The organism is Microbacterium awajiense, from assembly GCF_039536545.1.
In the GTDB taxonomy this organism is placed as follows: domain Bacteria; phylum Actinomycetota; class Actinomycetes; order Actinomycetales; family Microbacteriaceae; genus Microbacterium; species Microbacterium awajiense.
On record NZ_BAAAYU010000005.1, the window covers coordinates 1,402,161 to 1,425,157 of the forward strand.

Annotated in this window: 19 protein-coding genes; 14 read left to right on the forward strand and 5 right to left on the reverse strand. The window is 67.0% G+C overall.

Annotated elements, in window-relative coordinates:
• Positions 1-62 precede the first annotated feature (62 nt).
• The 4 genes from ABD663_RS13170 to ABD663_RS13185 are packed head-to-tail and all read left to right on the forward strand — an operon-like array spanning position 63 to position 4,717.
• Positions 63-1,004: an ABC transporter permease gene (locus ABD663_RS13170; protein ID WP_344739290.1), complete on the forward strand. Its 942-nt coding sequence runs from the start codon at positions 63-65 to the stop codon at positions 1,002-1,004.
• Positions 1,001-2,854 carry an ATP-binding cassette domain-containing protein gene (locus ABD663_RS13175; RefSeq protein WP_344739292.1) on the forward strand — a complete coding sequence of 618 codons (1,854 nt, stop codon included), beginning with the start codon at positions 1,001-1,003 and terminating at the stop codon, positions 2,852-2,854. Before ABD663_RS13170 ends, ABD663_RS13175 begins: the two co-directional genes overlap by 4 nt.
• Positions 2,847-3,701 carry an ATP-binding cassette domain-containing protein gene (locus ABD663_RS13180; protein ID WP_344739294.1) on the forward strand — a complete coding sequence of 285 codons (855 nt, stop codon included), beginning with the start codon at positions 2,847-2,849 and terminating at the stop codon, positions 3,699-3,701. The genes ABD663_RS13175 and ABD663_RS13180 overlap by 8 nt, the downstream gene beginning before the upstream one ends.
• Positions 3,698-4,717: a hydroxyacid dehydrogenase gene (locus ABD663_RS13185; protein WP_344739296.1), complete on the forward strand. Its 1,020-nt coding sequence runs from the start codon at positions 3,698-3,700 to the stop codon at positions 4,715-4,717. Before ABD663_RS13180 ends, ABD663_RS13185 begins: the two co-directional genes overlap by 4 nt.
• Positions 4,718-4,760: 43 nt before the next feature.
• On the opposite strand, the gene ABD663_RS13190 is transcribed toward ABD663_RS13185, so the two are convergent.
• Positions 4,761-6,383: a sulfatase family protein gene (locus ABD663_RS13190; RefSeq protein ID WP_344739298.1), complete on the reverse strand. Its 1,623-nt coding sequence runs from the start codon at positions 6,381-6,383 to the stop codon at positions 4,761-4,763.
• A 195-nt stretch (positions 6,384-6,578) separates the two neighbouring features.
• On the opposite strand from ABD663_RS13190, the gene ABD663_RS13195 reads away from it, so the two are divergent.
• On the forward strand, positions 6,579-7,133 hold the full coding sequence (locus ABD663_RS13195; RefSeq protein ID WP_344739300.1) for a gluconokinase: 555 nt from the start codon (positions 6,579-6,581) through the stop codon (positions 7,131-7,133).
• A gap of 62 nt (positions 7,134-7,195) precedes the next feature.
• On the opposite strand, the gene ABD663_RS13200 is transcribed toward ABD663_RS13195, so the two are convergent.
• The 3 genes from ABD663_RS13200 to ABD663_RS13210 all read right to left on the reverse strand — a co-directional run bounded on the left by ABD663_RS13200 (position 7,196) and on the right by ABD663_RS13210 (position 10,810).
• Positions 7,196-9,433: an LLM class flavin-dependent oxidoreductase gene (locus ABD663_RS13200; protein WP_344739302.1), complete on the reverse strand. Its 2,238-nt coding sequence runs from the start codon at positions 9,431-9,433 to the stop codon at positions 7,196-7,198.
• 87 nt (positions 9,434-9,520) lie between these two features.
• Positions 9,521-9,949 carry a nuclear transport factor 2 family protein gene (locus ABD663_RS13205; protein ID WP_344739304.1) on the reverse strand — a complete coding sequence of 143 codons (429 nt, stop codon included), beginning with the start codon at positions 9,947-9,949 and terminating at the stop codon, positions 9,521-9,523.
• 27 nt (positions 9,950-9,976) lie between these two features.
• Positions 9,977-10,810 (reverse strand): SDR family NAD(P)-dependent oxidoreductase, encoded by an 834-nt coding sequence (locus tag ABD663_RS13210; RefSeq protein ID WP_344739306.1) that lies wholly within the window; start codon positions 10,808-10,810, stop codon positions 9,977-9,979.
• Between the two features lie 115 nt (positions 10,811-10,925).
• Here ABD663_RS13210 and ABD663_RS13215 point away from each other — a divergent pair, with 115 nt between their 5' ends.
• From ABD663_RS13215 to ABD663_RS13255, 9 genes are all read left to right on the forward strand, one after another.
• The gene (locus ABD663_RS13215; RefSeq protein ID WP_344739308.1) at positions 10,926-11,375 is read left to right on the forward strand and encodes a MarR family winged helix-turn-helix transcriptional regulator; all 450 of its coding nucleotides are present in this window, start codon (positions 10,926-10,928) and stop codon (positions 11,373-11,375) included.
• A gap of 146 nt (positions 11,376-11,521) precedes the next feature.
• Positions 11,522-12,565 carry a LacI family DNA-binding transcriptional regulator gene (locus ABD663_RS13220; RefSeq protein WP_344739310.1) on the forward strand — a complete coding sequence of 348 codons (1,044 nt, stop codon included), beginning with the start codon at positions 11,522-11,524 and terminating at the stop codon, positions 12,563-12,565.
• Positions 12,566-12,651: 86 nt separating this feature from the next.
• Positions 12,652-13,599 (forward strand): ROK family protein, encoded by a 948-nt coding sequence (locus ABD663_RS13225; RefSeq protein WP_344739312.1) that lies wholly within the window; start codon positions 12,652-12,654, stop codon positions 13,597-13,599.
• Positions 13,596-15,413 (forward strand): class I mannose-6-phosphate isomerase, encoded by a 1,818-nt coding sequence (locus tag ABD663_RS13230; RefSeq protein WP_344739314.1) that lies wholly within the window; start codon positions 13,596-13,598, stop codon positions 15,411-15,413. The genes ABD663_RS13225 and ABD663_RS13230 overlap by 4 nt, the downstream gene beginning before the upstream one ends.
• Positions 15,414-15,580: 167 nt before the next feature.
• On the forward strand, positions 15,581-16,861 hold the full coding sequence (locus ABD663_RS13235; protein WP_344739316.1) for an ABC transporter substrate-binding protein: 1,281 nt from the start codon (positions 15,581-15,583) through the stop codon (positions 16,859-16,861).
• A gap of 134 nt (positions 16,862-16,995) precedes the next feature.
• Positions 16,996-17,805, forward strand: coding sequence for a carbohydrate ABC transporter permease (locus ABD663_RS13240; protein WP_344739318.1), 810 nt, complete (start codon positions 16,996-16,998; stop codon positions 17,803-17,805).
• Between the two features lie 2 nt (positions 17,806-17,807).
• Entirely contained in the window at positions 17,808-18,620 is an 813-nt protein-coding gene (locus ABD663_RS13245; protein WP_344739321.1) for a carbohydrate ABC transporter permease, read from the forward strand.
• A 10-nt stretch (positions 18,621-18,630) separates the two neighbouring features.
• Complete coding sequence (locus ABD663_RS13250; RefSeq protein ID WP_344739323.1) at positions 18,631-20,760, forward strand: glucosidase family protein; 2,130 nt, start codon at positions 18,631-18,633, stop codon at positions 20,758-20,760.
• Positions 20,757-21,938 (forward strand): GDSL-type esterase/lipase family protein, encoded by a 1,182-nt coding sequence (locus ABD663_RS13255; RefSeq protein ID WP_344739325.1) that lies wholly within the window; start codon positions 20,757-20,759, stop codon positions 21,936-21,938. The genes ABD663_RS13250 and ABD663_RS13255 overlap by 4 nt, the downstream gene beginning before the upstream one ends.
• Here the strand turns inward: ABD663_RS13255 and ABD663_RS13260 are convergent.
• Complete coding sequence (locus tag ABD663_RS13260) at positions 21,925-22,974, reverse strand: DUF4185 domain-containing protein (protein WP_344739327.1); 1,050 nt, start codon at positions 22,972-22,974, stop codon at positions 21,925-21,927. The two genes, ABD663_RS13255 and ABD663_RS13260, sit on opposite strands and share 14 nt — an antisense overlap.
• Between the last annotated feature and the right edge of the window lie 23 nt (positions 22,975-22,997).

Sequence of the window (22,997 nt, forward strand, 5' to 3'; positions counted from 1 at the left end):
TTCGCCGGTAGGCGTGGGTCGGACTTCGGTTCGGCCCACGCCTCGGAATCAGATTGACACTCATGCTTCTCTTCTTGATCCGACGGGCCGTATCCGGGATCGCGGTCCTCTTCGTGGTTTCGACCCTGGCCTTCTTCATGCTCTACTTCTCGTCGCAGAACGTCGCACGCAACATTCTCGGGGAGGTCGCCACCGAAGAGCAGGTCCAGCAGAAGACAGTCGAGCTCGGGCTCGACCAGCCTCTGGTCGACCGCTACTTCGACTGGCTTTCGGCGGCGCTCACGGGTGATTTCGGCACGTCGTGGTTCACAAGCCAGCCCGTCCTCGACAGCATCCTGCTGCGACTGCCGGTGACCCTCTCGCTCGTGGTCTTGACGACCATCGTGACGGCGATCGTCGCTGTGCTGGTGGGCGTCACGGCGGCCGTCAGGCGCGGCGCGATCGACCGCTCGCTTCAGGGTGTCGCGATCGCCGGTGACGCGGTGCCGCAGTTCGTCATGGCCGTCGCCCTGGTGACGGTGTTCGCGATTCAACTGGGCTGGTTCCCCGCCATCGGCTACGAGCCGATCGCCGACGGGATCGGCCCCTGGATCTACTCGCTCACTCTTCCCGTCATCGCCCTGGCCATCAGTGCGATCGCGTCCACTGCTCAGCAGATCAGGAGCTCGATGATCTCCATGCTGAGCATGGATTGGGTGCGGACACTGCGAAGCAGGGGCCTGTCGCGCAACGAGATCCTCTATCGTCACGTCCTCCGGGCCGCTGCGCCGGCGGGCCTGACCATCCTGTCGCTTCACTTCATCAACATGCTGAGCGGCGCAGTGGTGATCGAGCAGATCTTCGCCCTCCCCGGCGTCGGCTTCCTGGCGTTGCAGGCGTCGATCATCGGTGACATGCCGTTGCTCATGGGCGTGCTCGTCTACGTCGTACTCGTCGTGATCATTGTGAACCTGCTGGTCGATCTCCTCGTCGGCTGGCTCAATCCGAAGGCGCGCGTCGCATGACCATCCCCGATGAACTGACCTCACCGGCGGTACCGGCAACGCCGCGCCGCATTCGCTCGGGTCTCCTGTTGCGGATCCTGAAGAACCCTCTCGGGGCCTTCTCGATGAGCTTCCTGCTGCTCGTCGTCCTCGCGGCGATCTTCGGGCCGTGGCTCGCACCGTACGATCCGAACTTCGCCCAGTTGAGCCTTGCCTTCCAGGGCCCGAGCCCGGAACATCTCCTCGGAACCGACAGCGCGGGGCGAGACATCCTCAGCCGACTGATCATCGGCGCGCGCAGCACCCTCCTCGCGGCAGCGCTCGCGGCCAGCGTCGCAGTGATCATCGCGTTGCCCACCGGGCTGAGCGCCGGGTACTTCGGCGGCTGGTTCGACGCGGTCGCCAGTTGGGCGACGAACATCCTGATGTCGCTGCCCGCGATCATCGTGCTCCTCGCGGCGAGCGCGTCGTTGGGCAAGTCCGTCTGGATCTCGATGACCGTCTTCGGGATCATGATGTCGGCGGGGCTCTTCCGACTGACCCGCACAACGGTGCGAGCCGTGCGAAACGAACTCTACGTCGATGCGGCGAGGGTCTCGGGGCTCAGCGATCTCAGCATCGTGGGACGGCACGTCCTCTTCGCGGTCCGGGCGCCGCTGGTCATCCAGGTGGCCCTCCTGTGCGGCGTGGCCATCTCGATTCAGGCCGGACTCGAGTTCCTCGGCCTGGGCGAACCCAACGTGCCCACCTGGGGTGCGATGCTCAGCGAGGGCTTCCTCAACATCTACACGGCTCCGATGCTCGCCTTCTGGCCGGGGCTGATCATCTCGCTGACCGTCGGCTCGTTCATCGTGCTCGGCAGCGCCATCCGGGATGCGCTCGAGGACTCTCCGACGGTGTCGACGCGCGCGCGGAAGAAGGCGCTCGCCGCGGCCGACAGCACGCTGGAGCACCCGTCCACCGCGCCCGCGGCCGATGACGCCGAGCGCGACCAGGCGAATCCCGACGCCCTGCTCGACGTTTCGGGGTTGCGGATCTCTTACACCGAACCCAGCGGCAGGCAGAAGACGGTGGTCAAGGACTTCACCTGTCATGTCAACCGCGGGGAAGTCGTCGGGGTTGTGGGCGAGTCCGGCTCCGGCAAGTCGCAGTCGGCGTTCGCCATCCTCGGCTTGCTCCCCGGTGGCGCCTCGATCGACCACGGATACGTCCGATTCGGGCAGGACTTCCTCGTCCGGCCCGGAGGGCGTCTCGGTTCCGCCGGCGCGGTGCAGGCGCTGCGCGGGGCCCGGATCGCGTATGTCCCGCAGGAGCCGATGAGCAACCTCGACCCGAACTTCACGGTGGGGCACCAACTCGTGCGGCCTATGGTGCGCGTGCTCGGTATTTCGCGATCCGAGGCCAAGAAGCGCGCGCTGGAACTGCTCGACACGGTCGGGATCCGAGACCCGAAGCGCACGATGTCGGCATATCCCTTCGAAATCTCGGGGGGCATGGCGCAGCGCGTGCTCATCGCCGGGGCGGTCAGCTGCAAGCCGGACCTCCTCATCGCAGACGAGCCGACCACCGCGCTCGATGTCACGGTTCAGGCCGAGGTGCTGGCACTCCTGCGGCGGCTGCGCGACGAACTCGACATGGGCGTCCTGCTGGTGACCCACAACTTCGGCGTCGTCGCGGACATCTGCGATCGTGTCGTGGTCATGAAGGCTGGAGAGATCGTGGAGCAGGGGGACGTCCGCGGGGTGCTCACCGCGCCGCGCGAGGCGTACACCCGCCAGCTCTTGGATTCCGTACTGGAGGGCAAGCCGCCCATGACCATGCTGCTTCCACCGTCGCCGCACTCGATCCAGGAGGGGGAAGGTGATGAGTGACGCAGGCCAGGCCGGCTCGCCGCTTCTCGACTTGGAGAGTGTGAGCGTGGAGTATCCGCGCAAGCATTTCTACGCCAAGCCCTTCCGCGCGCTCTCCGACATCGACCTCAGGATCGAGGCGGGCCAGACGCTCGGCCTCGTGGGCGAGTCCGGCTCAGGCAAGACGACCCTGGGTCGGGCGGTGCTCGGGCTGGTCCCCGTTCACGAGGGACGGCTGATCTTCGACGGCAAGGACATCACGCACGCGACACGACGGCAGCGCCGGTCGCTCAGCAACGACATCCAGGTGGTGTTCCAGGATCCGTACACGTCGCTGAACCCGTCGATGACGATCGTCGAGATCCTCTCCGAGCCTCTGAGGGTGCAGGGGATGGGGAAGAACGAGTCGCGCATGCGGGTGCAGGAGGCCCTCGATCACGTTGGGATGCCGGCAGACAGCGCCCATCGTCGACCGCGTGAGTTCAGCGGCGGCCAGCGGCAGCGCATTGCGATCGCGCGAGCGCTCGTCATGTCGCCGCGGTTGATCGTCTGCGACGAAGCGGTCAGCGCACTCGATCTGTCGACACAGGCGCGCGTGCTCGACCTTCTGCTCCAGATCCAGCGTGACACCGGTGTGTCCTACCTGTTCATCTCGCACGACCTGGACGTCGTCGCGCATCTGAGCCACCGCGTCGCCGTCATGCTGAAGGGCGCGATCGTCGAGGAGGGGCCCGCGACACAGGTGACGAGCAGTCCCCAGCATCCCTATTCGCGTAAGCTGCTGCTGGCCTCGCCCGTGGCGGACCCCGATCGTCAACAGGCGCGTCGGGAGCGATATCTCGCGCTCGCGGCCGCGGAGGCCGGATGACGGTGATAGCCCGTGACCGCGCGTCGGCGCTCGTCGTCATGGAGACCGCCTCACGCGAGGAGGTCTACCCGCAGCATGTCGTCGCGGCGATCGAACGCGAATGCCGATGGGTGCACCCGCCGGTCGATCGCGCCTTCCTCTTGGCGAACCCCGGCCTTCTCGCTGACGTCGAGTACCTCCTGGTCGGATGGGGGGCGCCGGTGCTCGACGACCGGCTGCTCGGTCACGCGCCAAGGCTGAAGCTCGTCCTGATGGCGGCCGGCAGCATCCGCGGGATCGTGACCGACGACTTCTGGGCTCGCCGCATCCCCATCGTCAGCGCGGCCGCGGCCAACGCGATCCCCGTCGCCGAGTACACCGTCGCGCAGACGGTGCTCGCCTTGAAGAACTCGCATCGCATTGCGAGGGAGATGTCACGCGGCGCGCCCTGGCCGCCGCCCGCCCGGTCGTCGATCGCCGGTGCGTATCGCCGCACGGTCGGGCTCGTCGCGCTCGGAGCGATCGGCCGGCTCGTGGTCGAGCGCCTGCGGGCCCACGACCTGAACGTCATCGCCCACGACCCCACATTCGATCCCCGCGATGCGGGTCTGAGCGGTGTCACCCCGGCGAGCCTCGCCGAGGTGTTCTCCTCGAGTGACGTGGTCAGCTGTCACCTTCCGCTCCTCGACCAGACGCGGGGCATGATCAACGGCGCCCTGCTGCGCTCGATGAAGCAGGGGGGTGTCTTCCTCAACACCGCTCGTGGCGCGGTCGTCGACGAAGGCGCTCTCGTCGAGGTCCTGCGAGAGCGCGACGACCTCACAGCGGTGCTGGATGTCACCGAGGACGAGGTGCTGCCTCTGACGTCACCTCTGCGTGCCCTGCCCAATGTGTTCCTGACCGCACACACCGCGGGCTCACACGGGCAGGAACGCTGGCGGTTGGGCGAGCTGGTCCGCGACGAGATCGAACGGCATCGCCGAGGCGAGCCGCTCCGGCACGCGGTATCGGAAGCAGCGTCGGCCACGCGGGCATAGCCCACCGTCACGCAGGGTGAATGGCGGCCTGGCAGCCGCTCGATCACCCGATCTCGACCGTCTCGCTGGCTTCGAACCCGAGGCGCCACGCGCGCGTCCACACTCGTCCCACGTCGGGAGGGATCGGGGCGGTGTAGACGTTCCACGGCGAATCAAGCTGAATGCGCTGGCCCAATCGCGTTTCGAAGTCCTGCGGGGGGCGACGGTCGGGCGCGTCGAGCCTCCAGCCGATGGAGGCGCCCTCGGTGGCGCACGTGAGATGGATGCCCTCGTCGGTGGAGACGGCGACCGGAGCGTTCGTCCGGGGGCGGGCGCCGTCGGGGCTCCACCGGGCGATCAATTGGCACTCGTCGATCAGCCCCAGGTCTCCCGTCGCATCGATCCAGTCGTCAAGCGCGCGAGAGAGACCTGACTTCACGGCCGCGTATTCCGGGCGTGACGCGAGGTTCGTCGTCTGATGCGGATCGGCGACGAGGTCGTAGAGCTCTTCGGGGTCCTTCGTCGTGGCGACCAGACGTCTCTGAGGTGGCGAGAGCAGGCTCGGAAGCTCGCCGTCGGCGAGCTGACGAGCCTCCGCGTATCGCATCTGCCGGAGCTGCCGGGTCGGGGGGAACTGGTCGGGATACTTGCCGTACTGCAGCGGCGAGCGGTCAGGATGGAGATGGCGCGTGTAGCGATACTGGACGTCGCGGACCGTGCGCGACGTGTCCTCGTCGTCCATCATGCGATCGCGCGCTCCGAACGCGAGACCGTCGCTGACGAGGTCCTGGCCATCTTGCGTGAACAACGGAGCCGCGTCCATGTACGCGGGGACGTCCAGGCCCGCGAGCGACAGCACCGTGGCTGCCAGGTCGAGCGTCTCGACGACGTCCGTCCTCGCGCGACCCCCGGCGATCGCCGCCGGCCAACCGACGATCAGCGGTACACGCAGCCCCGCCTCCGCTGCCCAGCGCTTGCCCCCGGGCATGCCGATGCCGTGGTCGCTCCAGAAGATCACGACGGTGTTCTCGCGCAGGCCGTCCGCATCGAGCTGGTCCAGCAGACGACCGACCCAGTGGTCCATGGCGGCGATGAGGTCGAGATAGTTGGCCCACGCCGTGCGGAACTCGGCCGTGTCGGGATAGTACGGAGGCAGCTGCACCGCCGCGGGATCCTGACGTGCATCGGGTGGCACCTGGGACTTCGCGTCCACGAGCGCGGCGCCGGTCTCGTAGAGCTTGGATTCGTGAGTGATCAGGCTGTGGAACGCGGCGAAGAACGGCATCGACGGATCAGGGCGGTCCCTCCAGTGCGCGTCGTCGCTGCAGTAGTCGAAGGCGGTCGGTGGAACATCGAACTGGAAGTCGGTGAACCAATTGTTGGTGGTGAAGTACCCCGCCCGCCGCAGGATCTCAGGCACGAGCTCGACTTCCGGCGGCGGGACCGCATTCGCCCGCATGTGCATCGTTCCGACCTTCGTCGGATAGGCCCCGGTGAAGATCGCCGATCTCGACGGCGCACACACAGGAGAGGCGGCCAGCGCGGTGTCGAAGCGCACACCGGACCTCGCCAGATCGTCCAGTCGTGGGGTGACCGCCTGCTCAGCTCCCGGCCACACGCCTTCGTAGCATCCCAGGTGCGGGTTGATGTCGTGGGTGGAGATGAACAGGAAGTTCGGTCGCGCCATCGCTCGCTACTCCTTCGTCGGCGTTGTCGTCCCGTCGCACCTTCCCACAATCGGGCGCGTCGCGCAACCGATTGCCAGATTGCTCCGGCCCACCTGCTCGTTCCGGAGCTACCGTGCTGAGCGGAGGCGAGCGAGACGCGGTCAGGAAATGTCAACCGACTGCCATTGCGACATGTGCTTCGGTATGTTCGAGTGATGACCGAGGCGCCAGCCCCCATGCGGTGCTCTCACGACGCAGCAGCGGCGCCGCGGGTCGTCGTGATGGGGGTCTCGGCCGTCGGCAAGAGCTCGGTTGCGATCGCGCTGGCGCAGCGACTCGCGATTCCCCTGTGCGACGCCGACGACCTGCACCCCGAGTCCAACCGCGCGAAGATGCGCGGGGGTGTCCCGCTCACCGATGAGGACCGGTGGCCCTGGCTCGACGACGTCGGCCGCACGATCGCCGACGCCGACGGCGGGATCGTCGTAGCGTGCTCTGCGCTGCGGCGTGTGTACCGCGACAGGCTTCGCGCCCATGCGCCCGACGTCGTGTTCGTGCATCTCACCGGCACCGCGGAGCTGCTCGCCGAGCGCGCTGCGGGCCGACGCGGTCACTTCATGCCGCCCGCCCTGCTGGCCTCGCAGCTGGCGACCCTCGAGCCGATCGCACCCGACGAGACAGCGGTCGTGCTCGACGTCACGGCATCCGTCGACGAACTGGCAGACGCCGCGGTCGCGTGGATCGGCGCGCGATCGGAGCGCGGAATCTGACGTCGACTCGACCGGAACGCCGGAGAACGCGGCTGTCTCTCGCGCCGTGCACCGCGCGCGTCCTACGTTGCCGAGGTCGGGATGATCGAGAAGTTGTCGCGGAACAGGCCTTCGGGATCGACTCTTCTCTTGATTTCGCGCAGTCGTGTCAGTGTGGCCGGCGGGAACGCGTCGTGAATTCTCGCCGGGTCCAGCGAGGAGTCGAAGCTCAGGTACGTGCCACTCAGATAGGGCTTGAGTTTCGCCCATTCCTGCGCGAGACGTTCACGGTGCGCTCCGCCGGCGCTGATGGCGAAGTTCGCCGAGCGATGCGCGTAAGCGGTCGCGTCATCAGGCACATCTGACACGGCCCCGCCCACGCACCGGATCTGCACGAATGGGCTGGCGCCGGTGTCGATGAATCGCGCGAGCGCCTCAGCGACGTCGGGAGTGATGTGATCGATCAGGCCCGAGGCGGATGCGGGTTCCCCCTGGCCGGAGTGCGGGGCCGGGTCGGCGTTGGCCATGACCGCGCTGTAGGGCACGAGCTGCACGGACTGACTGATCAAGGGCGAGATCTCAGCGAGAGGCTGCAACTGACGGACGATCTCATCAGGGTCGTCCGAGTCGACGACCCCCATCACATGTACGCCGCGGGGAGTGGTGGGTGTGCCGCGCGTGACGACGAGCTCGGTGGTGAGATCCCGTGGCGACCCCTCCATGGTGGCTCCCCAGCGTTGCAGGAAGTCTCCGAGGTCGCTCGGCTGAAACCCGAGTTGGGCGAAGCCCACGTCGCCGACCTCCTCGACAGCGAAGTCGAAGCTGACAACGATGCCCATGTTCGCGCCCGCGCCCCGAATCGCCCAGAAGAGGTCGCTGTTCTCCATGGCGCTTGCGTGCACCAGCGAACCGTCTGCCAGCACGATGTCGGCCGCGATGAGATGGTCGATGGTCAGCCCTTGCTTTCGTGCGAGCCACCCGACCCCGCCCGCAGTTGCCAGGCCGCCGACGCCGACACCGCCGTAGTCGCCCGAGCTGAGAGCCCACCCTTCCTGTGCGAGCGCCACCGCGACGTCGAGCCACCGAGCGCCCGGTCCGATGCGCACAGTGCGCTGATCGCGGTCGATGACGTCGATCGTATTGAGATGACGCAGGTCGATGACCAGGCCGCCGTCGTTGGTGCTGCGGCCGCTGATGCCATGGCCGCCACTGCGAATCGCGAGGGGCAGATGGCTGTGCCGTCGGGCGAAGGCGACGCTGTCGATGACTTCGTCGATCGTCTTCGGCTGCAGCACGAGCCCGGGTGAGCCGCCGCGCATGTATGTCGACTTCACGTTGGCGTAGTCGAAATCGCCGGGTTCGACAACACGCACGCCTGTGGGTACCGAAGCGTAGTCAATGCCCCCGCGCCGCTGCGCGAGTGCGGCGGCCTTCCTCGGCTCGCCGACGTCGATGCCCATCCGTGCACGTTCGGCGTCGAGCATCTCGCGTACGGCAGGCATCACCTCCTCAGCGAAGACCCGAAGGGCGAGGGGATTGTCGGTGGCGAGTATGAAGGTGCTTGCGCCATCTTCGATGGCGAGGGCAGCGAGACTCTCCGCCCACCCGTCGAGCCCGGTCTGCGGCACCGTGATGTTCAGCAACCGACGGATCTCCCGAGGATCACGTCCTGCCGCCCTCGCAGCTCTGTCGATGGTGGCGTTGCCCGTGGCGAAGTCTCCGGGCTTCATATAGCCGTAGGAAGGCAGCCAGCCGTCGGCCTTGCGGCCGATCAGACGCAGGCCGCGCGGCTTGAGCGCTCCGATCCAGATCGGGATGTCGTGCGCGGGGAGTGGTCCGCGTTTTGCTCCCGCAACGCTGTGTACGGTGCCGTCGAGGCGAAGCGGGGCACGATTTCCGGCATCCCAGATGCCGCGCATCACATCGATGGCTTCTTCGAGTGCGGTGACTGATTGTGCGGGAGTGAGTCGAGGAACGCCCATGGAGACGACGGCGTCCCAGAACGCCCCAGCCCCGAGCGCCATGTCTATGCGTCCGCCCGACAGCAGATCGAGACTGCTTGCAGCCCTCGCCGCGACGGCGGGGTTGCGCAGCGGCACATTCATGACATTCGGAGCGACATGGATGCTGTCGGTACGCGCCGCGACATAGGACATGAGCGTCCACGTGTCGTGGAAGGAAGCCTGGTAGGGGTGGTCTTGGAACGTCACGAGGTCGTATCCAAGCGACTCCACCAGCTGGGCGGTCTCAACGGGTGCTTGCGGGGTGACGTTCGTCGGCGTGACGAACGCGCCGAACTTCAGTGGGTGTCCGTAGTCCACGAGAGTCCTTTTCTGTACGTGGGCGAGTCGCGTACGAGATGCGCTGGAGCGACACGTTCCGTCGCTCCAGCGCATCACGCATGCGGATCAGAGCATGCCGTGCCCGTTGACCGGGCTCACTTCCGCGGCCACCGGCTGCAGGACATCCCAGTGCTCGAGGGCGGTGCCATCGGCATCCATCTTCCAGATGTCGACGCCGGCGACGCCCAGGTCGGTCGGGTCGTCGGTGTAGAGGTTCAAGAAGTTCACGTGCGCCCACACCCAGTCGCCTGAAGCGATGATGCGGTGAATCACCACGCGCGCGTTCTTGCGCTGGGCGGTGAGTGCAGCGAATGCTGCGCCGAGACCGGCGGCACCGTCTGGCAGCTGAGGATTGTGCTGGATGTAGCCCTCGGCCACGAGCCGGTTGGCGGCTTCAACCGGGTTCTTCGCGTTGATCGCCTGGTCGTAGAAGGCGATGAGGTTGTTCTTGTTGCGCACGGCGCGCTCGTCGGCGGGGTCGAAGATCTCGATCATGACTCTTCTCTTTCTCTTGGTGGTGGATCAGGTCAGGCTCACGCGCATCGCGTCGAGCTGCTCGGGGGTGGACGTGCGAATCGCGTGCGCGATTCGAGCGGCATCGTCTCCGATGGTGACGATGCTCGCGGCCGGCTGCCGCTCGGCGATGTCGATGACCTGTCCTGCAGCAACCTCGGAACGCATGCCGTTCGCCTGCCCGCTGTTGAAGCCGGCGGCGAATCTGGCGAATGCGTCGCCGTAGAGCGCCTCTTGCTCGGGCGTGAATGCCTCGTTCAGCTGCGACACCAAGGCGGCTGACTTCGCGGGTCCCCCCGTGAGCATGCTGCCCGGCTGGATGATCGTGACGTCGATGCCGAAACGGTGGAGTTCTGCACGGTAAGCGACCATGAGCGCCTCGGCCGCAGCTTTCGACGCTGCCGACGGAGCGTTGAACGGCATCGGGAATGCCGCCGATATCGAGCTGATCTGCACGATGCGCCCTCGGCCTTCGCGCAGCTGCGGCAGGAAAGCGTTGATCACGGTGAGCGGAGCGAACGTGTTCACCTCGAACTCGCGACGAATCTCCTCGAGCGACAGCACTTCGAGTGGACCAGGAGTGAGAATGCCCGCGTTGCTGATGAGCAGATCGACGCGGCCGCCCGTGTGCGCCCTGACCTCGGCCGCCCACGCTTGTACGGCGGCGGCATCGGTGATGTCCACGCGCTCCAGGTGCACGTCCTGAGCGACCGGGACCTCGGTGTCGGAGAGTGTCGTTCCATACACGGTGTAGCCCTGGGCGGCGAGGCCTGCGGCGATGTCCTTGCCCAGGCCGCTTGCCGCGCCCGTGACCACTGCGATCTTGCTCTTACTCGCGTTCATCTTCTCGGTGCGCCCATCTCGAATCTTGTTCGCCGTCGTGTACTTGACTGGTCAACCATATCAGATACTTGACGGCTCAAGTACAATCGAGGCTATGAGAGATCGAAGGACGACGATGAGCCCCGAGGAAAAGGCGCTGATGCAAGCGCTCGCACGCGTCATCAACGTCGTGCCGCGCGCGCTCGATGCTGACCTGCGGCGCGATCAAGACCTGCCGCTGACCGAATACTTCGCGCTCGCCTATCTCGCTGAGACCGACGGTCATCGAGCGCGCATGAACGAGCTCGCCGCGCGACTGTGGATGACCATCAGCGGTGCGACACGCACCGTGATCCGCCTCGAACAGCTCGGCTTCGTCGCCCGTGAACGGTCGGCGACCGACGGGCGAGGGGCCGATGTCGTGCTCACCGACAAGGGGCTGGAGCGACTGCGCCGCGCGTGGCCCAGTCATCTTCAGAGTGCGCGTCGCCGCGTGCTCGATCACCTCGACGAAGACGAAGTGAGGATTCTCACTCGGGCGTTGGGAAGCATCGGCAGCAATGTCGATGACGCAGAGGTGTGCTGACGCAGAGAAGCTCAGTCAGTGGCGGGAGTGCCCGACGCCCACGCGGGGGATCACCGTCGCGCCGCTGCCGCCCACCGTCGGGTTCCACCGGACGACGGCCGTTGCATCCGCTACCGTGAAACCGCGTCGGGAGGGAGGGGATCGATATGTCCGGTGCGACCGGAGCGAGCAAGAAGCCGACCGTCAAAGAGGTCGCGTTGCGCGCCGGTGTGAGCCCGATGACGGTATCGCGCACCCTTGCCGGCGGTGCCAACGTCAGTCCCGAAGCGCAGGAGAAGGTCCGCGCGGCCGTGCGTGAACTCGGCTATCACCGCAATGAGAACGCACGCAGTCTGCGGCCCGGCCAATCGAGCGGGCTCATCGGCGTCGCGATCACGAACCTCGGCAACCCCTACTACGGGAACTTCGCGCTGGGGGTCGAGGAGGTCGTGACCGAGACCGGGCGTCGCATCATCCTCGGCAACACCGGGGGCGAGTCCGCCCGGGAGCGCCAGCTCGTCGCCGACCTCAAGGGGCGACAGGTCGAAGGACTCATCCTCGTTCCCGCGGGCGGCCCCACGGAGCACCTCATGCCCGAGCGACTGGGCGACATGCCGCTGGTGCTCGCGTCGCGTCGCATATACGGGCTCGACGTCGATGTCGTGCTCTTGGACGACGTCGGCGGAGCGTACCGGGGCACGCGTGCCCTGCTCGACGCCGGCCACACGCGGATCGGGTACCTCGGCAACGTGGGTTCGGCGTTCACGGGCGGCCGTCGCTTCGAAGGATTCGAGCGCGCGCTGACGGAGCGCGGGGTCGAACTGGATCCGGAGCTGATCGTGCGAGAGCAGCAGGATGCGGCATCCGCCTCGGCGGGGGAGGCCACCAAACGCCTTCTCGACCACGATCTGCCACCGACGGCCATCTTCACGGCGAACAACCGCAACAGCGTCGGTGCGCTCCGCGAGATCGGCCGCCGTCTTCGCGCGGGTGCCCGCGCGGCCGACATGCCCGAGATCGTGAGCTTCGACGACTTCGAACTCGCTGAGCTGATGCCCGTTCCGGTCACGATCGTCGACCACGACGCGCGTCAGCTGGGACGGGAGGCCGCCCGGCTGCTGCTGTCGCGACTCGACGGGGGCGATAGAGCGCAGGACCCACCCAGGGTGGTCGAGATGCCGGTGCGCGTCGGTCGCGCCGTGCACGTCTGATCTGCGGGACGAGATCTTGCGGCGCGGCAACCGATGAGCTATGGTAACGTTACCACCTGGATCCACCACAATGAGGCGGAGGAAGCATGCGCATCGCGGCGATCGACTTCGGCGGAACTTCCGTCAAGATCGGCGTCTTCGACGGCCTTCGCCTCGTCGCCGTCGAGGAGGCCCCCATCGAGAGTGGTCGGGTCGACCTCGACTCGGTTGCCCGCAGCGTTGACTCACTCCTGACGGGCGTTCAGCCCGACGCCGTCGGCGTCGCCGTCCCGGGAATCGTCGACGAGACGGGCAATCGCCTCCTCGCCGCCCACGGCAAGTACGCAGACCTGCACGGTGTCGATCTGCCGGCGTGGTCTGTCGGACGATTCGGAGCGCCCGCCGTCGTCGAGAACGACGCCCGCGCGGCACTCATCGGCGAGATTGCAGACGGCAGTGCGCGGGGCGCGCGTGACGCCGCCCTGATCATCCTGGGCACCGGCATCGGCACCGCAGCGGTCGTCGACGGCCGGATCGTCCGGGGAAGCCATGGGCATGGCGGCATCCTGGGTGGTCATGTCACCGTCGACGTGTCGGGCCCGCGATGCATGTGTGGCAACATCGGCTGCGCCGAGGCGCTGGCGAGCACCTGGGCTCTCACTGCCGATGCCCTGGCCCAGCGCATCGCCCTCGGTCCCGGGCTCTCGGATCGGCTCGCCTCGCACGGCTCGATCGGCATCCGCGATCTCGTAGAGACCGGCGATGAGCCCGAGTCGGCGTCGCTTCTCGACCGGTACATCGCTGCGTGGGCTGCTGCGATCGTCACGCACTGCCACGCTTTCGACCCGGAGGTGGTCGTCGTCACCGGCGGTGTCATGCGCTCGGCCGAGACGATCCTGCCGTCTCTGCGCGAGAGCGTGCACGAGAACCTCTGGTCGTCCTCGTATCGGCCCCCCTTTGTCGTACCCGACGATCCCGCGACCTCGGTCCTGCGGGGAGTCGCCACCCTCGCCATCGACCTCGACGGCAGCAAGACCAGTGAAGGAAAGTCATGACGACCGTTGACTCGCGGGGCGTCCCGCTCGAGGACTACATGCTCGACGATGGGAGCAGCTATGTGAAGCTGCCCACCGTCCCGCTGCCTGCGGGCAGTGAGATCCTCGTGGGCGACGAGGCGTGGCGCGCGGCGATGGACCTCGCGAAGTCGCGCGCCGAGCGGCCCGTCATCGCGGTCGATGTCTACCCCGGCGGGGACGTCGATAGCCTGATCGCGCGCATCCAGTCGGCTCTGCCCGGCATCGAGATCATCGATGTCGAAGACGCCGCTGGTGCGACACCCGAGGCGATCGAGGCGCTGATCGCGCGGAATCTGACGAGCGACCGCGTGTTCGGCGTCATGAGTCACTTCGAGCTCGACGAGTTCTACGACGTCGATCGACGGGATGCCCTGCGCGAGCGCATCGGCGAGCGCACCGGCCCGGTCGTGCTCGTCGGCTGGGGTGCCGACCTCGCCGCGGATCGTGACGCCGACGTGCTCGTCCTCGTCGACATGGCGCGGTGGGAGATCCAGCAGCGCCAGCGCGCGGGCGCGGGCAACTGGCGCGCGGGCAACGGAGACCTCGACATCCTGCGCAAGTACAAGCGCGGATTCTTCGTCGAGTGGCGCACGGCCGACCGCCACAAGCGCGACATGTTCGAACGCGTCGACTTCGTCGTCGACGGCAATGCCGCCCCGGAGGGAGCGGGCGCCGTGCTCGGTGATGACTTCCGCGGCGCGCTCGCTGCCGCGACGACCGGCCCGTTCCGTGTCGTGCCGTTCTTCGATCCCGGGGTGTGGGGCGGTCAGTGGATGAAGTCGACGCTCGATCTCGACCCCACCCCCCAGAACTACGCGTGGTGCTTCGACTGCGTTCCCGAGGAGAACTCGCTGCTGCTCGAAGCGGGTGGCCGCGTTGTCGAGGTGCCTGCGATGGACCTCGTGCTGAGCCAGCCTCGGGCGCTGCTCGGCGAGCGCACGTTCGCTCGATTCGGCGCGGAGTTCCCGATCCGATTCGACTTCCTCGACACGATGGGCGGCGGGAACCTCTCGCTGCAGGTGCATCCCCTCACCGATTACATCCGCGACACGTTCGGCATGTCGTACACGCAGGACGAGAGCTACTACATGCTCGACGCCGGCGACGACGCCGTCGTGTACCTCGGAGTCAGGAACGACGTCGATCCGGAAGAGATGGTCGCGGCACTGCGCGCGGCGACAGACGGCGAGCACCCGTTCGATGCCGAGAAGTACATCAACACGTATCCCGCTCGCAAGCACGACCACTTCGCGATCCCCGCGGGCACCGTGCACTGCTCCGGAGCGAATTCGATGGTGCTCGAGATCTCGGCGACGCCCTATATCTTCACCTTCAAGCTGTGGGATTGGGGTCGCGTCGGTCTCGATGGCATCCCGCGTCCAGTGCATCTCGATCACGGCGTGAAGAACATCCAGTGGGACCGCGACGCCGACTGGGTCGACCGCAATCTCGTCGGCCAGGTCGAAGAGATCCGTCGTGAGTCCGGTCTCGTCGAGGAGCGCACGGGGCTGCACGAGCTCGAGTTCATCGAGACGCGTCGTCATTGGTTCGACCAATCGGCCGCCCACGATACGGAGGGCACGGTCAATGTGCTCAACCTCGTCGAGGGGGATGAAGTCGAAGTCGTCAGCCCCACCGACGCCTTCCCCCCCTACACGGTCCACTATGCGGAGACCTTCATCGTCCCCGCGGCGGTCGGGCCCTACGTGGTCCGCCGCACGCCGAATTCGCGCAGCGAGCGTTTCGCGACAGTGAAGGCGTACGTGCGGGGAACCCGGACAACCGACGACTGAGTGTCGCCGGCCTCACAACTGAACACGCACGACCGACAACTCAACACTCATCACAGCACTGCGGCGCCCTCGCCGCAGCCGGCAGCCGGCCTTGCACCTGCTCCCACGAGTTGATACCGTGAGGACGGCTGTTGGTAACGATACCAATCCTGGACAAGGGAGTTCCAATGAAGTCACGACGCATGATCGGGGCGGGTCTTGCCACCCTCGCGTCAGCCACGCTGCTGCTCGCAGGATGCTCGGCCGGCGGTGGCGGTGGCGGCGGTGAAGAGGCCGAGGCCACGACCGGCACACTCGATTTCTACACCGACAAGGCCGCCTGGGAACCCGACTTCGACGAGCTGAACGCGACCAGCGAAGAAGACGTCGACATCACCCTCAATACGACCGGCTACTCGGATGCCGCGCAGTACGACGCATTCATCAAGCAGTCCTTCCGCACCCAGAAGAGCCCCGGCCTGTTCACCTGGCACACCGGCGACGCCCTCAAGCAGATCGTCGACGAGGGCCTCGTCGCCGAGACAACCGACCTCTGGACGACGGCAGTCGAGGAGGGCTGGGCGACCGAGGGACTGCGCGACGAGTACACCTACGATGGCAAGCAGTACTGCGTTCCCATGAACATCGCCTACTGGGTCATGTACTACAACAAGAACATCTTCGAGGAGTACGGCATCGATGAGCCCACGACGTGGGAGGAGCTCGACGCCGCCGCGACCACGCTCAAGGACGCCGGTGTGACTCCGTACTACCAGACGAGCGTGCTGTTCACGTTCCAGTGGTTCCAGCAGCTCGTCGCGGGCACCGACCCCGACCTGTACCGGGGCCTCTCGACCGGCGATGTCAAGTACACCGACCCCGAGATCGTCGAGATCATGGACATCTGGCTCGACCAGCACGAGAAGGGCTGGTTCAGCGACGCGGGGAGCACGATGGACCCGGCCGTCGGCCTCAAGGAAGGCGAGTTCGCCATGATCAACTTCGGGTCGTTCTTCAACGGCTCGCTGGACGGCGCCGGGATGGTCTCCGGCGAGGACTACGACATGTTCGTCATCCCTGCGGTCAACCCGAACCTCGGCACGACACCGGTCGCCGTCGAGACTGGTCCGCTGTGCGTCGCAGAGAATTCGCCGCAGAAGGACCTCGGCTTGGCCTACTCGGAGTGGTGGATCTCGCCCGAGGCGCAGACGGCGTGGAACGCCGCGCGCGGCGACGTCGCGTTCAACCCGCTCGCGACTGTCAACGACCCGATGCTGTCCGACCTCGGCACCACGGTCGCCGATGGAAACCATGAGCTGGTCACGCGCTACTTCGAGGCGACGCCCACGCCGATCCTCACGGTGGCGCTCGAGCAGTTCGGCGCATTCAACGCCAACCCCGGTGACCCCCTGCCGTTCCTCGAGGCCATCCAGGCCGAGGCCGACAGCTACTGGGCCGACCAGGAGTAAGTCGCGTGGCCGTCCTTCACACACCTGAGCGGGAGCGGACGGAGGCCTCCACCCGGAGCCCCGGCCGCCCATCCCGCCGAAGGACGCCATATCAGGGTTCCGCCCGGGGCTTCATCGCCCCGGGCGTGTTCCTGGTGGCCGTCCTGCTCTACCTGCCGCTGCTGTGGACCACCTTCCTCAGCTTCACGGAGTACAACGGGCTGGGCGACCCCGAATGGGTCGGGATCGACAACTACATCGAGATGTTCGAAGACCCGGCTTTCGTCGGGTCGCTGCTGAACACCCTGCTCTGGGTGATCGGCACGCTTCTCATCCCGGTCGGCGTGGGACTCATGATCGCGCTGCTCACATGGAATCTCCCCGGCGGCGTCTGGCTGCGTCTTCCGTTCCTCATCCCCTACGCGGTTTCGGGTATCGGTGTCGGCGTCATCTGGTCGTTCATCCTCTCGGCGAACGGTGCGCTGGACCAGGCGCTCGAAGCGGTCGGGATCGTCGATCCGCCGCGCTGGCTCCTGGACGCGCCACTCAACACGATCGTCATGATCCTCGCGGCGTCGTGGCAGGGTGTCGGCGTGAACGCGCTCCTGTTCACGATCGGGCTCCAGTCGATTCCCAAGGAGCCGCTCGAAGCCGCACGCGTCGACGGAGCGACCGGCCTCCGCCTCTTCGGCAGCATTCTGTGGCCGATGCTGCGCCCGCTCACCGCGGTCGTCGTCGGCCTGTCGATCGTGGCGAGCCTCAAGACGTTCGACATCGTCCTGTCGATGACCCGCGGCGGGCCCGGGCGTGCCTCTGAGACGCTCGCGCTCACGATGTACCGCGAGACGTTCGTCAACAGCGACTACGGGCTTGGGTCGGCCATCGCCGTCTTCCTTTCGGTCGTGACACTGGTCGCGTCGGTGCTCTACCTCCGCCAGCAGCTCTCCCAGAAGCACGAGATGTGACCATGTCCAGAATTCTCCGCACTGCGACCCTCATCATCCTGGGCCTGTTCTGGCTCCTTCCGATCTATCTGCTCGTGGTCAACGCGAGCAAGTCGCCCGCCGAGTTCGTCTCGAGCGAGGCGTGGATCCCCAACGGGCTCGCCCTCATCCCGAACATGCTCGACGCCCTGCAGCTCTCGGGACTCGCGGACAGCGTCGTCAGCACGATCATCTACGCCGTCATATCGCCGATCGTCGCAGTCCTCGTCGGTGCTGCTGCGGGCTACGCGATCGTGGCCCTGCGCCTGAAGCGTGGCTTCCTGTGGTTCGTGATCATCTTCGGGGGCACGATCTTCCCGCTCCAGATGATCCTGCTCCCGCTGTTCGACGCCTATTCGCGGGTCGGGCTGTATGACACCCAGCTCGGAATGATCATCGTCTACACGGCGATCTCGATCCCGTTCTCGGCATTCGTCATGCGCAACTTCTTCACCGGCGTCGCGTACAACGTGTTCGAGGCATCCGTGCTGGACGGCGCGTCCACGTGGCGGATCTTCACGCGGATCTACCTGCCGATGGCATCGAGTGCGCTCGTGGCGATCTTCATCCTTCAGGCGACGTTCATCTGGAACGACCTGCTGCTGGGATTGACGCTCACGCAGTCCGACGAGGTGCGGCCGATCGTGACCACCCTCGCGGGCATGCAGAGCACGTACGGCGGCGCCCAGATCTCGACGGTCCTCGCCGCTGCCGTACTCGTATCGCTGCCCACGGTCATCCTGTTCCTGTTCACGCAGAAGTTCTTCGCGCGCGGTCTCGCGCTCGGCCAGTACTAGGAGACAGTCCGTGTCCACCCAGACGCGCCACATCCCGACCGTGGCCGACCTCGCCGCTGCGCCGGTCACGCACCACTACGACGACATGGTGGCCCCGACCGGCCTGACGAACAATCTCGGGACCGTGCGGGTCGATCATGACCTCACCGCCATCACAGCGGTGCAGTTCCCTCCCGTCTCGCAGGGCCTTGCAGCGACTGCAGTGGCATTCGTCGATGGACGGATCTTCCGGTCGTACGGAGCGCCGGTCACCCACGAGTGGCGTCCCGACCGGGTGGTGCGTCGCGCAGGGCTGCCGGGGCTCGAACTCGAGACGACGACGGTGGCCGTCCCCGGTGAAGCCGCTGTCGCGATCGACGTCCGTGTGCGCAACACGGGCACAGAGCGCCGCTCGGTCGAGGTCATGCTCTCCCTTGCGGCGCGCGTGGTCGCCCTCGGCGATGCGTGGCTCGCGGCGGAGTCGCCCGGCGCGCGGAACGAGGCATCCGTCGACGGCTCTCGGCTGCTCTTCACCGACGCAGCGCAGACCGCGTGGAGCGTGCAGGGTGTCGACGTGCCCGCAACCGCGCGGCTGAGCGGAGTGGCCCCCGCCTCAGACGCGTTCTCGATCGGCGTCGGCGGGATGGGCCGCGGCGGCGACGTGACCGTGCTCCTCGAGGTTGCCGCCGGCGACGAGGCGCGTTTCGGCTACGTGCAGGCCGTGGGCCGCACTCGAGAGGCGACCGTCACGGCGTTCGACCGCGTCGCCGCCGACGTCCCTGCCGCGATCGCGGCCGCCGAGGCGTACTGGGACGCGCAGATCGAAGCCGCAGTGACTCCCGACAACACGCAGTTCTCAGGTCACCTGCCCGTGCTCGAGACGACGTCCGAAGCGCTGCGGCGCCTCTACTGGTGGGGCATCCTGGGCATCCTGTACTTCCGACGCGACTACGAAGGCAACGTGCTGGGGCGCACCTACGACACCCTCATGCCCAGCTACTGGGGCACCACGACCTTCCTGTGGGACTACAGTCTGAGTTCGGTCACGCACGCGCTCCTCGACCCGGCGCCGATGAAGCGGCAGCTCTCGCACTGGATCACGAGCGACATCCACACCCTGTTCGGCACGTCGTCGCTCACCGGCGGGCCGGTCGGCCAGTGGTACTCCGTCAACGACTACGCAATGACGCGACTCGTGCGCGACTACGTACGCTTCACAGGCGACGACGCGTTCCTCGATGAACAACCGGGCGGCGATCGCACGGTGCTCGATCACCTCCGGCTCTGGGCCCGCGCCTGGAAGGGACTTCGCCGCACATCGAAGCTCGCCGACTACGGCGAGATCGAGAACCTTCTCGAGTGCGTGAGCTCCTACACCCACGAGGTCGCGAGCTTCAATGCCGCGAATGTCTGGAACCTGCGGTCCACGGCGGATGTGCTGGAGTGGCGGGGGGATGCCGCGGGCGCAGCCGAGCTGCGCGCCGAGGCCGATGAACTCGTCGCGGCGGTGCTCGAGCTCTATCTCCCCGGCGAGGGCTACTTCGCGGCTGGTCAACCGGACGGCACGAAACTCCCGGTGCGCCACTGCTACGACTTCAACATCGTCGGCACATCCATCGCCGAGGATCTCGACGATCAGACTCGTGGCGACATGGTCGCCTTCTTCCAGCGGGAGCTGCAGACGCCCGAGTGGCTGCGCGCGCTCTCACCGTGGGATCCTGATGCGTCGTACAGCGTGCGACCCGACCATCAGTGGAATGGTGCGTACACCGCGTGGCCGGCCGACTCGGCTCGCGCGCTGGTGGCCCTGGGGCGCCCCGATGTCGCGCTCGAGTGGCTCCCGGGACTGGCGCGGACGGCGAACCAGGGTCCTCCCGGTCAGGCGCACTTCGTCGAAGAAGCGCAACCGCTCCTGGGTGGCGGAGCGCGAAAGGCACCGCCGCAGCTTCCGTACATCAATGACTGGGCGTGCTCGTCGTCGGGTGCCTACGTGGCGCTCGTCATCGAGTCGCTCTTCGGCGCCCAGCCGGGCCTCGAGGGCATCGGTCACGTGGAAGGCTGCGTGGCGGCGATCGATCCGACCGCCGTGCTTCGCGGGCTCCGCGTCGGGGACCGACTGGTCGACGTGCACGCCGACGGCCGCGTGGTCGACCGGACGTGAGCGGGCGACTTCGCGACGTCGGTCTCGACGCGGTCGATGTGCGCGGCGCCGTCGAGATCGAGCGCACGAGTCGCGGCATCCTGCCGCACCGACTGCCGGCCTGGGCGCGGGCGCAGGTCCCCGACACGTTCATGGTCCAGACCGCGGCGGAGTCGGCCGGCATCCGTCTCGCCTTCCGCACCGAGGCGACGACGATCGAACTCGATGTCTCGGCGCGCCGGATGGCTCCGGACGTGGATTTCCCGCTCCCGCCGAGCGTGTACGAGCTGACCGCCGAGGGCGCGGTCGTCGCGGCATCCGGTGCGGTGGCCGGTTCGCGGTACCTGTTCAGCTTCGAGAACCCGAGCGGCCGCGTCGTCGACGGCCCCGCCGCCACGGTGCGGTTCGAAGGCCTCCCGCCCGGTGACGCCGCGTACGAGCTCTGGCTTCCGTACACCGATGCGGTGGAGGTGCTCGCGCTGCGCACAGATGCGCCGGTCCGCGCGCCGCAGAAGCGCGGCGCGGTGCGCTGGCTCCACCACGGAAGCTCGATCAGCCACGGCTACCGCGCCGACAGCACCTCGGGCACGTGGCCGGTCGTTGCGGCGCTCACCGTGGGGGCCGATCTGACGAATCTCGGATTCTCGGGCAGCGCCATGCTCGACCCGTTCACCGCGCGCACGATGCGCGATCACGCCGCGGATCTCATCACCATGAAGGTCGGGATCAACCTCGTGAACGGCGACGTCATGCGAATGCGGGCGTTCCGCCCTGCGCTGGACGGATTCCTCGACACCCTGCGGGAGGGCCACGCGACTACTCCGATCGTCGTGATCTCGCCGATCCTCTGCGCACCCGTCGAGTCGGCCGCAGGGCCCACCGTGCAGGATCCGACCCGGACGCAGGAATGGTCGATCGCCGGAGGCACCGAGGCCGACGTCGCCCAAGGCAAGCTGTCGCTGCGGGCCATTCGCACGGCGATCGCCGACGTCGTCGCTCGCCGCAGCGCGACCGACCGGCACCTGCGCCACTTCGACGGCCTCCGTCTGTACGGTCCTGAGGATGCCTCGGCGATGCCGCTGCCCGACAACCTGCATCCGGGCCCCGACGTCCAGCGACTGATGGGGGAGCGATTCGCGCGAGACGTTCTGCGCCCCTTCCTCGCGGAATCGCCATCGCGCGCGGCTACGCGAACGTGATCTCGATGAGGTGGGGCTTGTAGACGGTGGAGTCGATGAAGGTCATGTACGTGACCCTGCCACCCTCGCGAGCGAACTCGGGGTGCTCCTTGCCGGCGTTGAAGAGCGCCGCCTCGGAGGTTCGCTCGGGCCGGTAGACCACCTCCGGCTCGCTCCAGGGCCCCGTCAGCTGAGGGGCGGTGCGGATCACGAGGATGTTGTCGCGTTGATACGTGGTGAGCGAGATGAAGCACCCCAGATGGTCGTTCCACGACGTCGACATCTCGTTGGGAACATCCGAGAAGAGACACGCCGTGGGCATGAACGTCTTCGCCCATCGCACGTCGGCATCGGGCCGCGCGAGCGTGGGAGCGGACACCAGATACTCGTACGAGGCGAGGTCTTCGATCCGGTCGGGCAGAACCCGGGCGAGATACATGTCGCCGGCCGACTTCGACTCTGGCTGGATCGAGCCCCACAGGTAGAGATGCTCGCCGTGTCGCTGAACCCAGACACCGAACCCCGGCTGATCGCCCTTCCACCATTCGTAGCTGCCGTCGGGCGCTGTGAGCCGTTCGAAGTGGTGATCGGCGTCGCCGCGGGCGATGCCCATTCCGTCCAGCGTGAACGTCTCGAACACATCGAGGGCGGGATCCATCGTGATGCGGTGGTAGTAGAGGTACAGGTGCCCGCCGGTGTGGACTCCGTGGATCGCCCACAGGCGCTGCGTCGACTTGTGCTCGGGCGGGATGAAGCCGATCAGCTGGCGGGCACGCGTGCCGCTCTCGTCGGTCAGATACCGGAAGCGCTGCACCCCGTCGGCGATGTCGTGCAGCGGAACGATCGCTCCCGTGTTCGAGAGCACCTCCGTCAGCTCGAATCCGCGGATCGAGTCGAAGGGTCCCTCGACCGAATCGCCGAACACCCAGAACGTCTCTGAGCCCGGGAGTTCGATAGAGGTCACCGCGTCCTGGCCGGTGATGTCGACGTCATTGCCCGCGAACTGCACGCCGAGGTCGCGCACCGATGCGATAAGGCTGCTGGGTCGAAGAGTCATCTCGTCATCCTCCCGGCGATGGG

Excerpts from the sequence above, each read along its gene's own strand:
- ABD663_RS13170 (WP_344739290.1), top strand. The coding sequence starts at position 63 with ATGCTTCTCTTCTTGATCCGACGGGCCGTATCCGGGATCGCGGTCCTC.
- ABD663_RS13175 (WP_344739292.1), top strand. The coding sequence starts at position 1,001 with ATGACCATCCCCGATGAACTGACCTCACCGGCGGTACCGGCAACGCCG.
- ABD663_RS13180 (WP_344739294.1), top strand. The coding sequence starts at position 2,847 with ATGAGTGACGCAGGCCAGGCCGGCTCGCCGCTTCTCGACTTGGAGAGT.
- ABD663_RS13185 (WP_344739296.1), top strand. The coding sequence starts at position 3,698 with ATGACGGTGATAGCCCGTGACCGCGCGTCGGCGCTCGTCGTCATGGAG.
- ABD663_RS13190 (WP_344739298.1), bottom strand. The coding sequence starts at position 6,383 with ATGGCGCGACCGAACTTCCTGTTCATCTCCACCCACGACATCAACCCG.
- ABD663_RS13195 (WP_344739300.1), top strand. The coding sequence starts at position 6,579 with ATGACCGAGGCGCCAGCCCCCATGCGGTGCTCTCACGACGCAGCAGCG.
- ABD663_RS13205 (WP_344739304.1), bottom strand. The coding sequence starts at position 9,949 with ATGATCGAGATCTTCGACCCCGCCGACGAGCGCGCCGTGCGCAACAAG.
- ABD663_RS13210 (WP_344739306.1), bottom strand. The coding sequence starts at position 10,810 with ATGAACGCGAGTAAGAGCAAGATCGCAGTGGTCACGGGCGCGGCAAGC.
- ABD663_RS13215 (WP_344739308.1), top strand. The coding sequence starts at position 10,926 with ATGAGCCCCGAGGAAAAGGCGCTGATGCAAGCGCTCGCACGCGTCATC.
- ABD663_RS13220 (WP_344739310.1), top strand. The coding sequence starts at position 11,522 with ATGTCCGGTGCGACCGGAGCGAGCAAGAAGCCGACCGTCAAAGAGGTC.
- ABD663_RS13225 (WP_344739312.1), top strand. The coding sequence starts at position 12,652 with ATGCGCATCGCGGCGATCGACTTCGGCGGAACTTCCGTCAAGATCGGC.
- ABD663_RS13230 (WP_344739314.1), top strand. The coding sequence starts at position 13,596 with ATGACGACCGTTGACTCGCGGGGCGTCCCGCTCGAGGACTACATGCTC.
- ABD663_RS13235 (WP_344739316.1), top strand. The coding sequence starts at position 15,581 with ATGAAGTCACGACGCATGATCGGGGCGGGTCTTGCCACCCTCGCGTCA.
- ABD663_RS13245 (WP_344739321.1), top strand. The coding sequence starts at position 17,808 with ATGTCCAGAATTCTCCGCACTGCGACCCTCATCATCCTGGGCCTGTTC.
- ABD663_RS13260 (WP_344739327.1), bottom strand. The coding sequence starts at position 22,974 with ATGACTCTTCGACCCAGCAGCCTTATCGCATCGGTGCGCGACCTCGGC.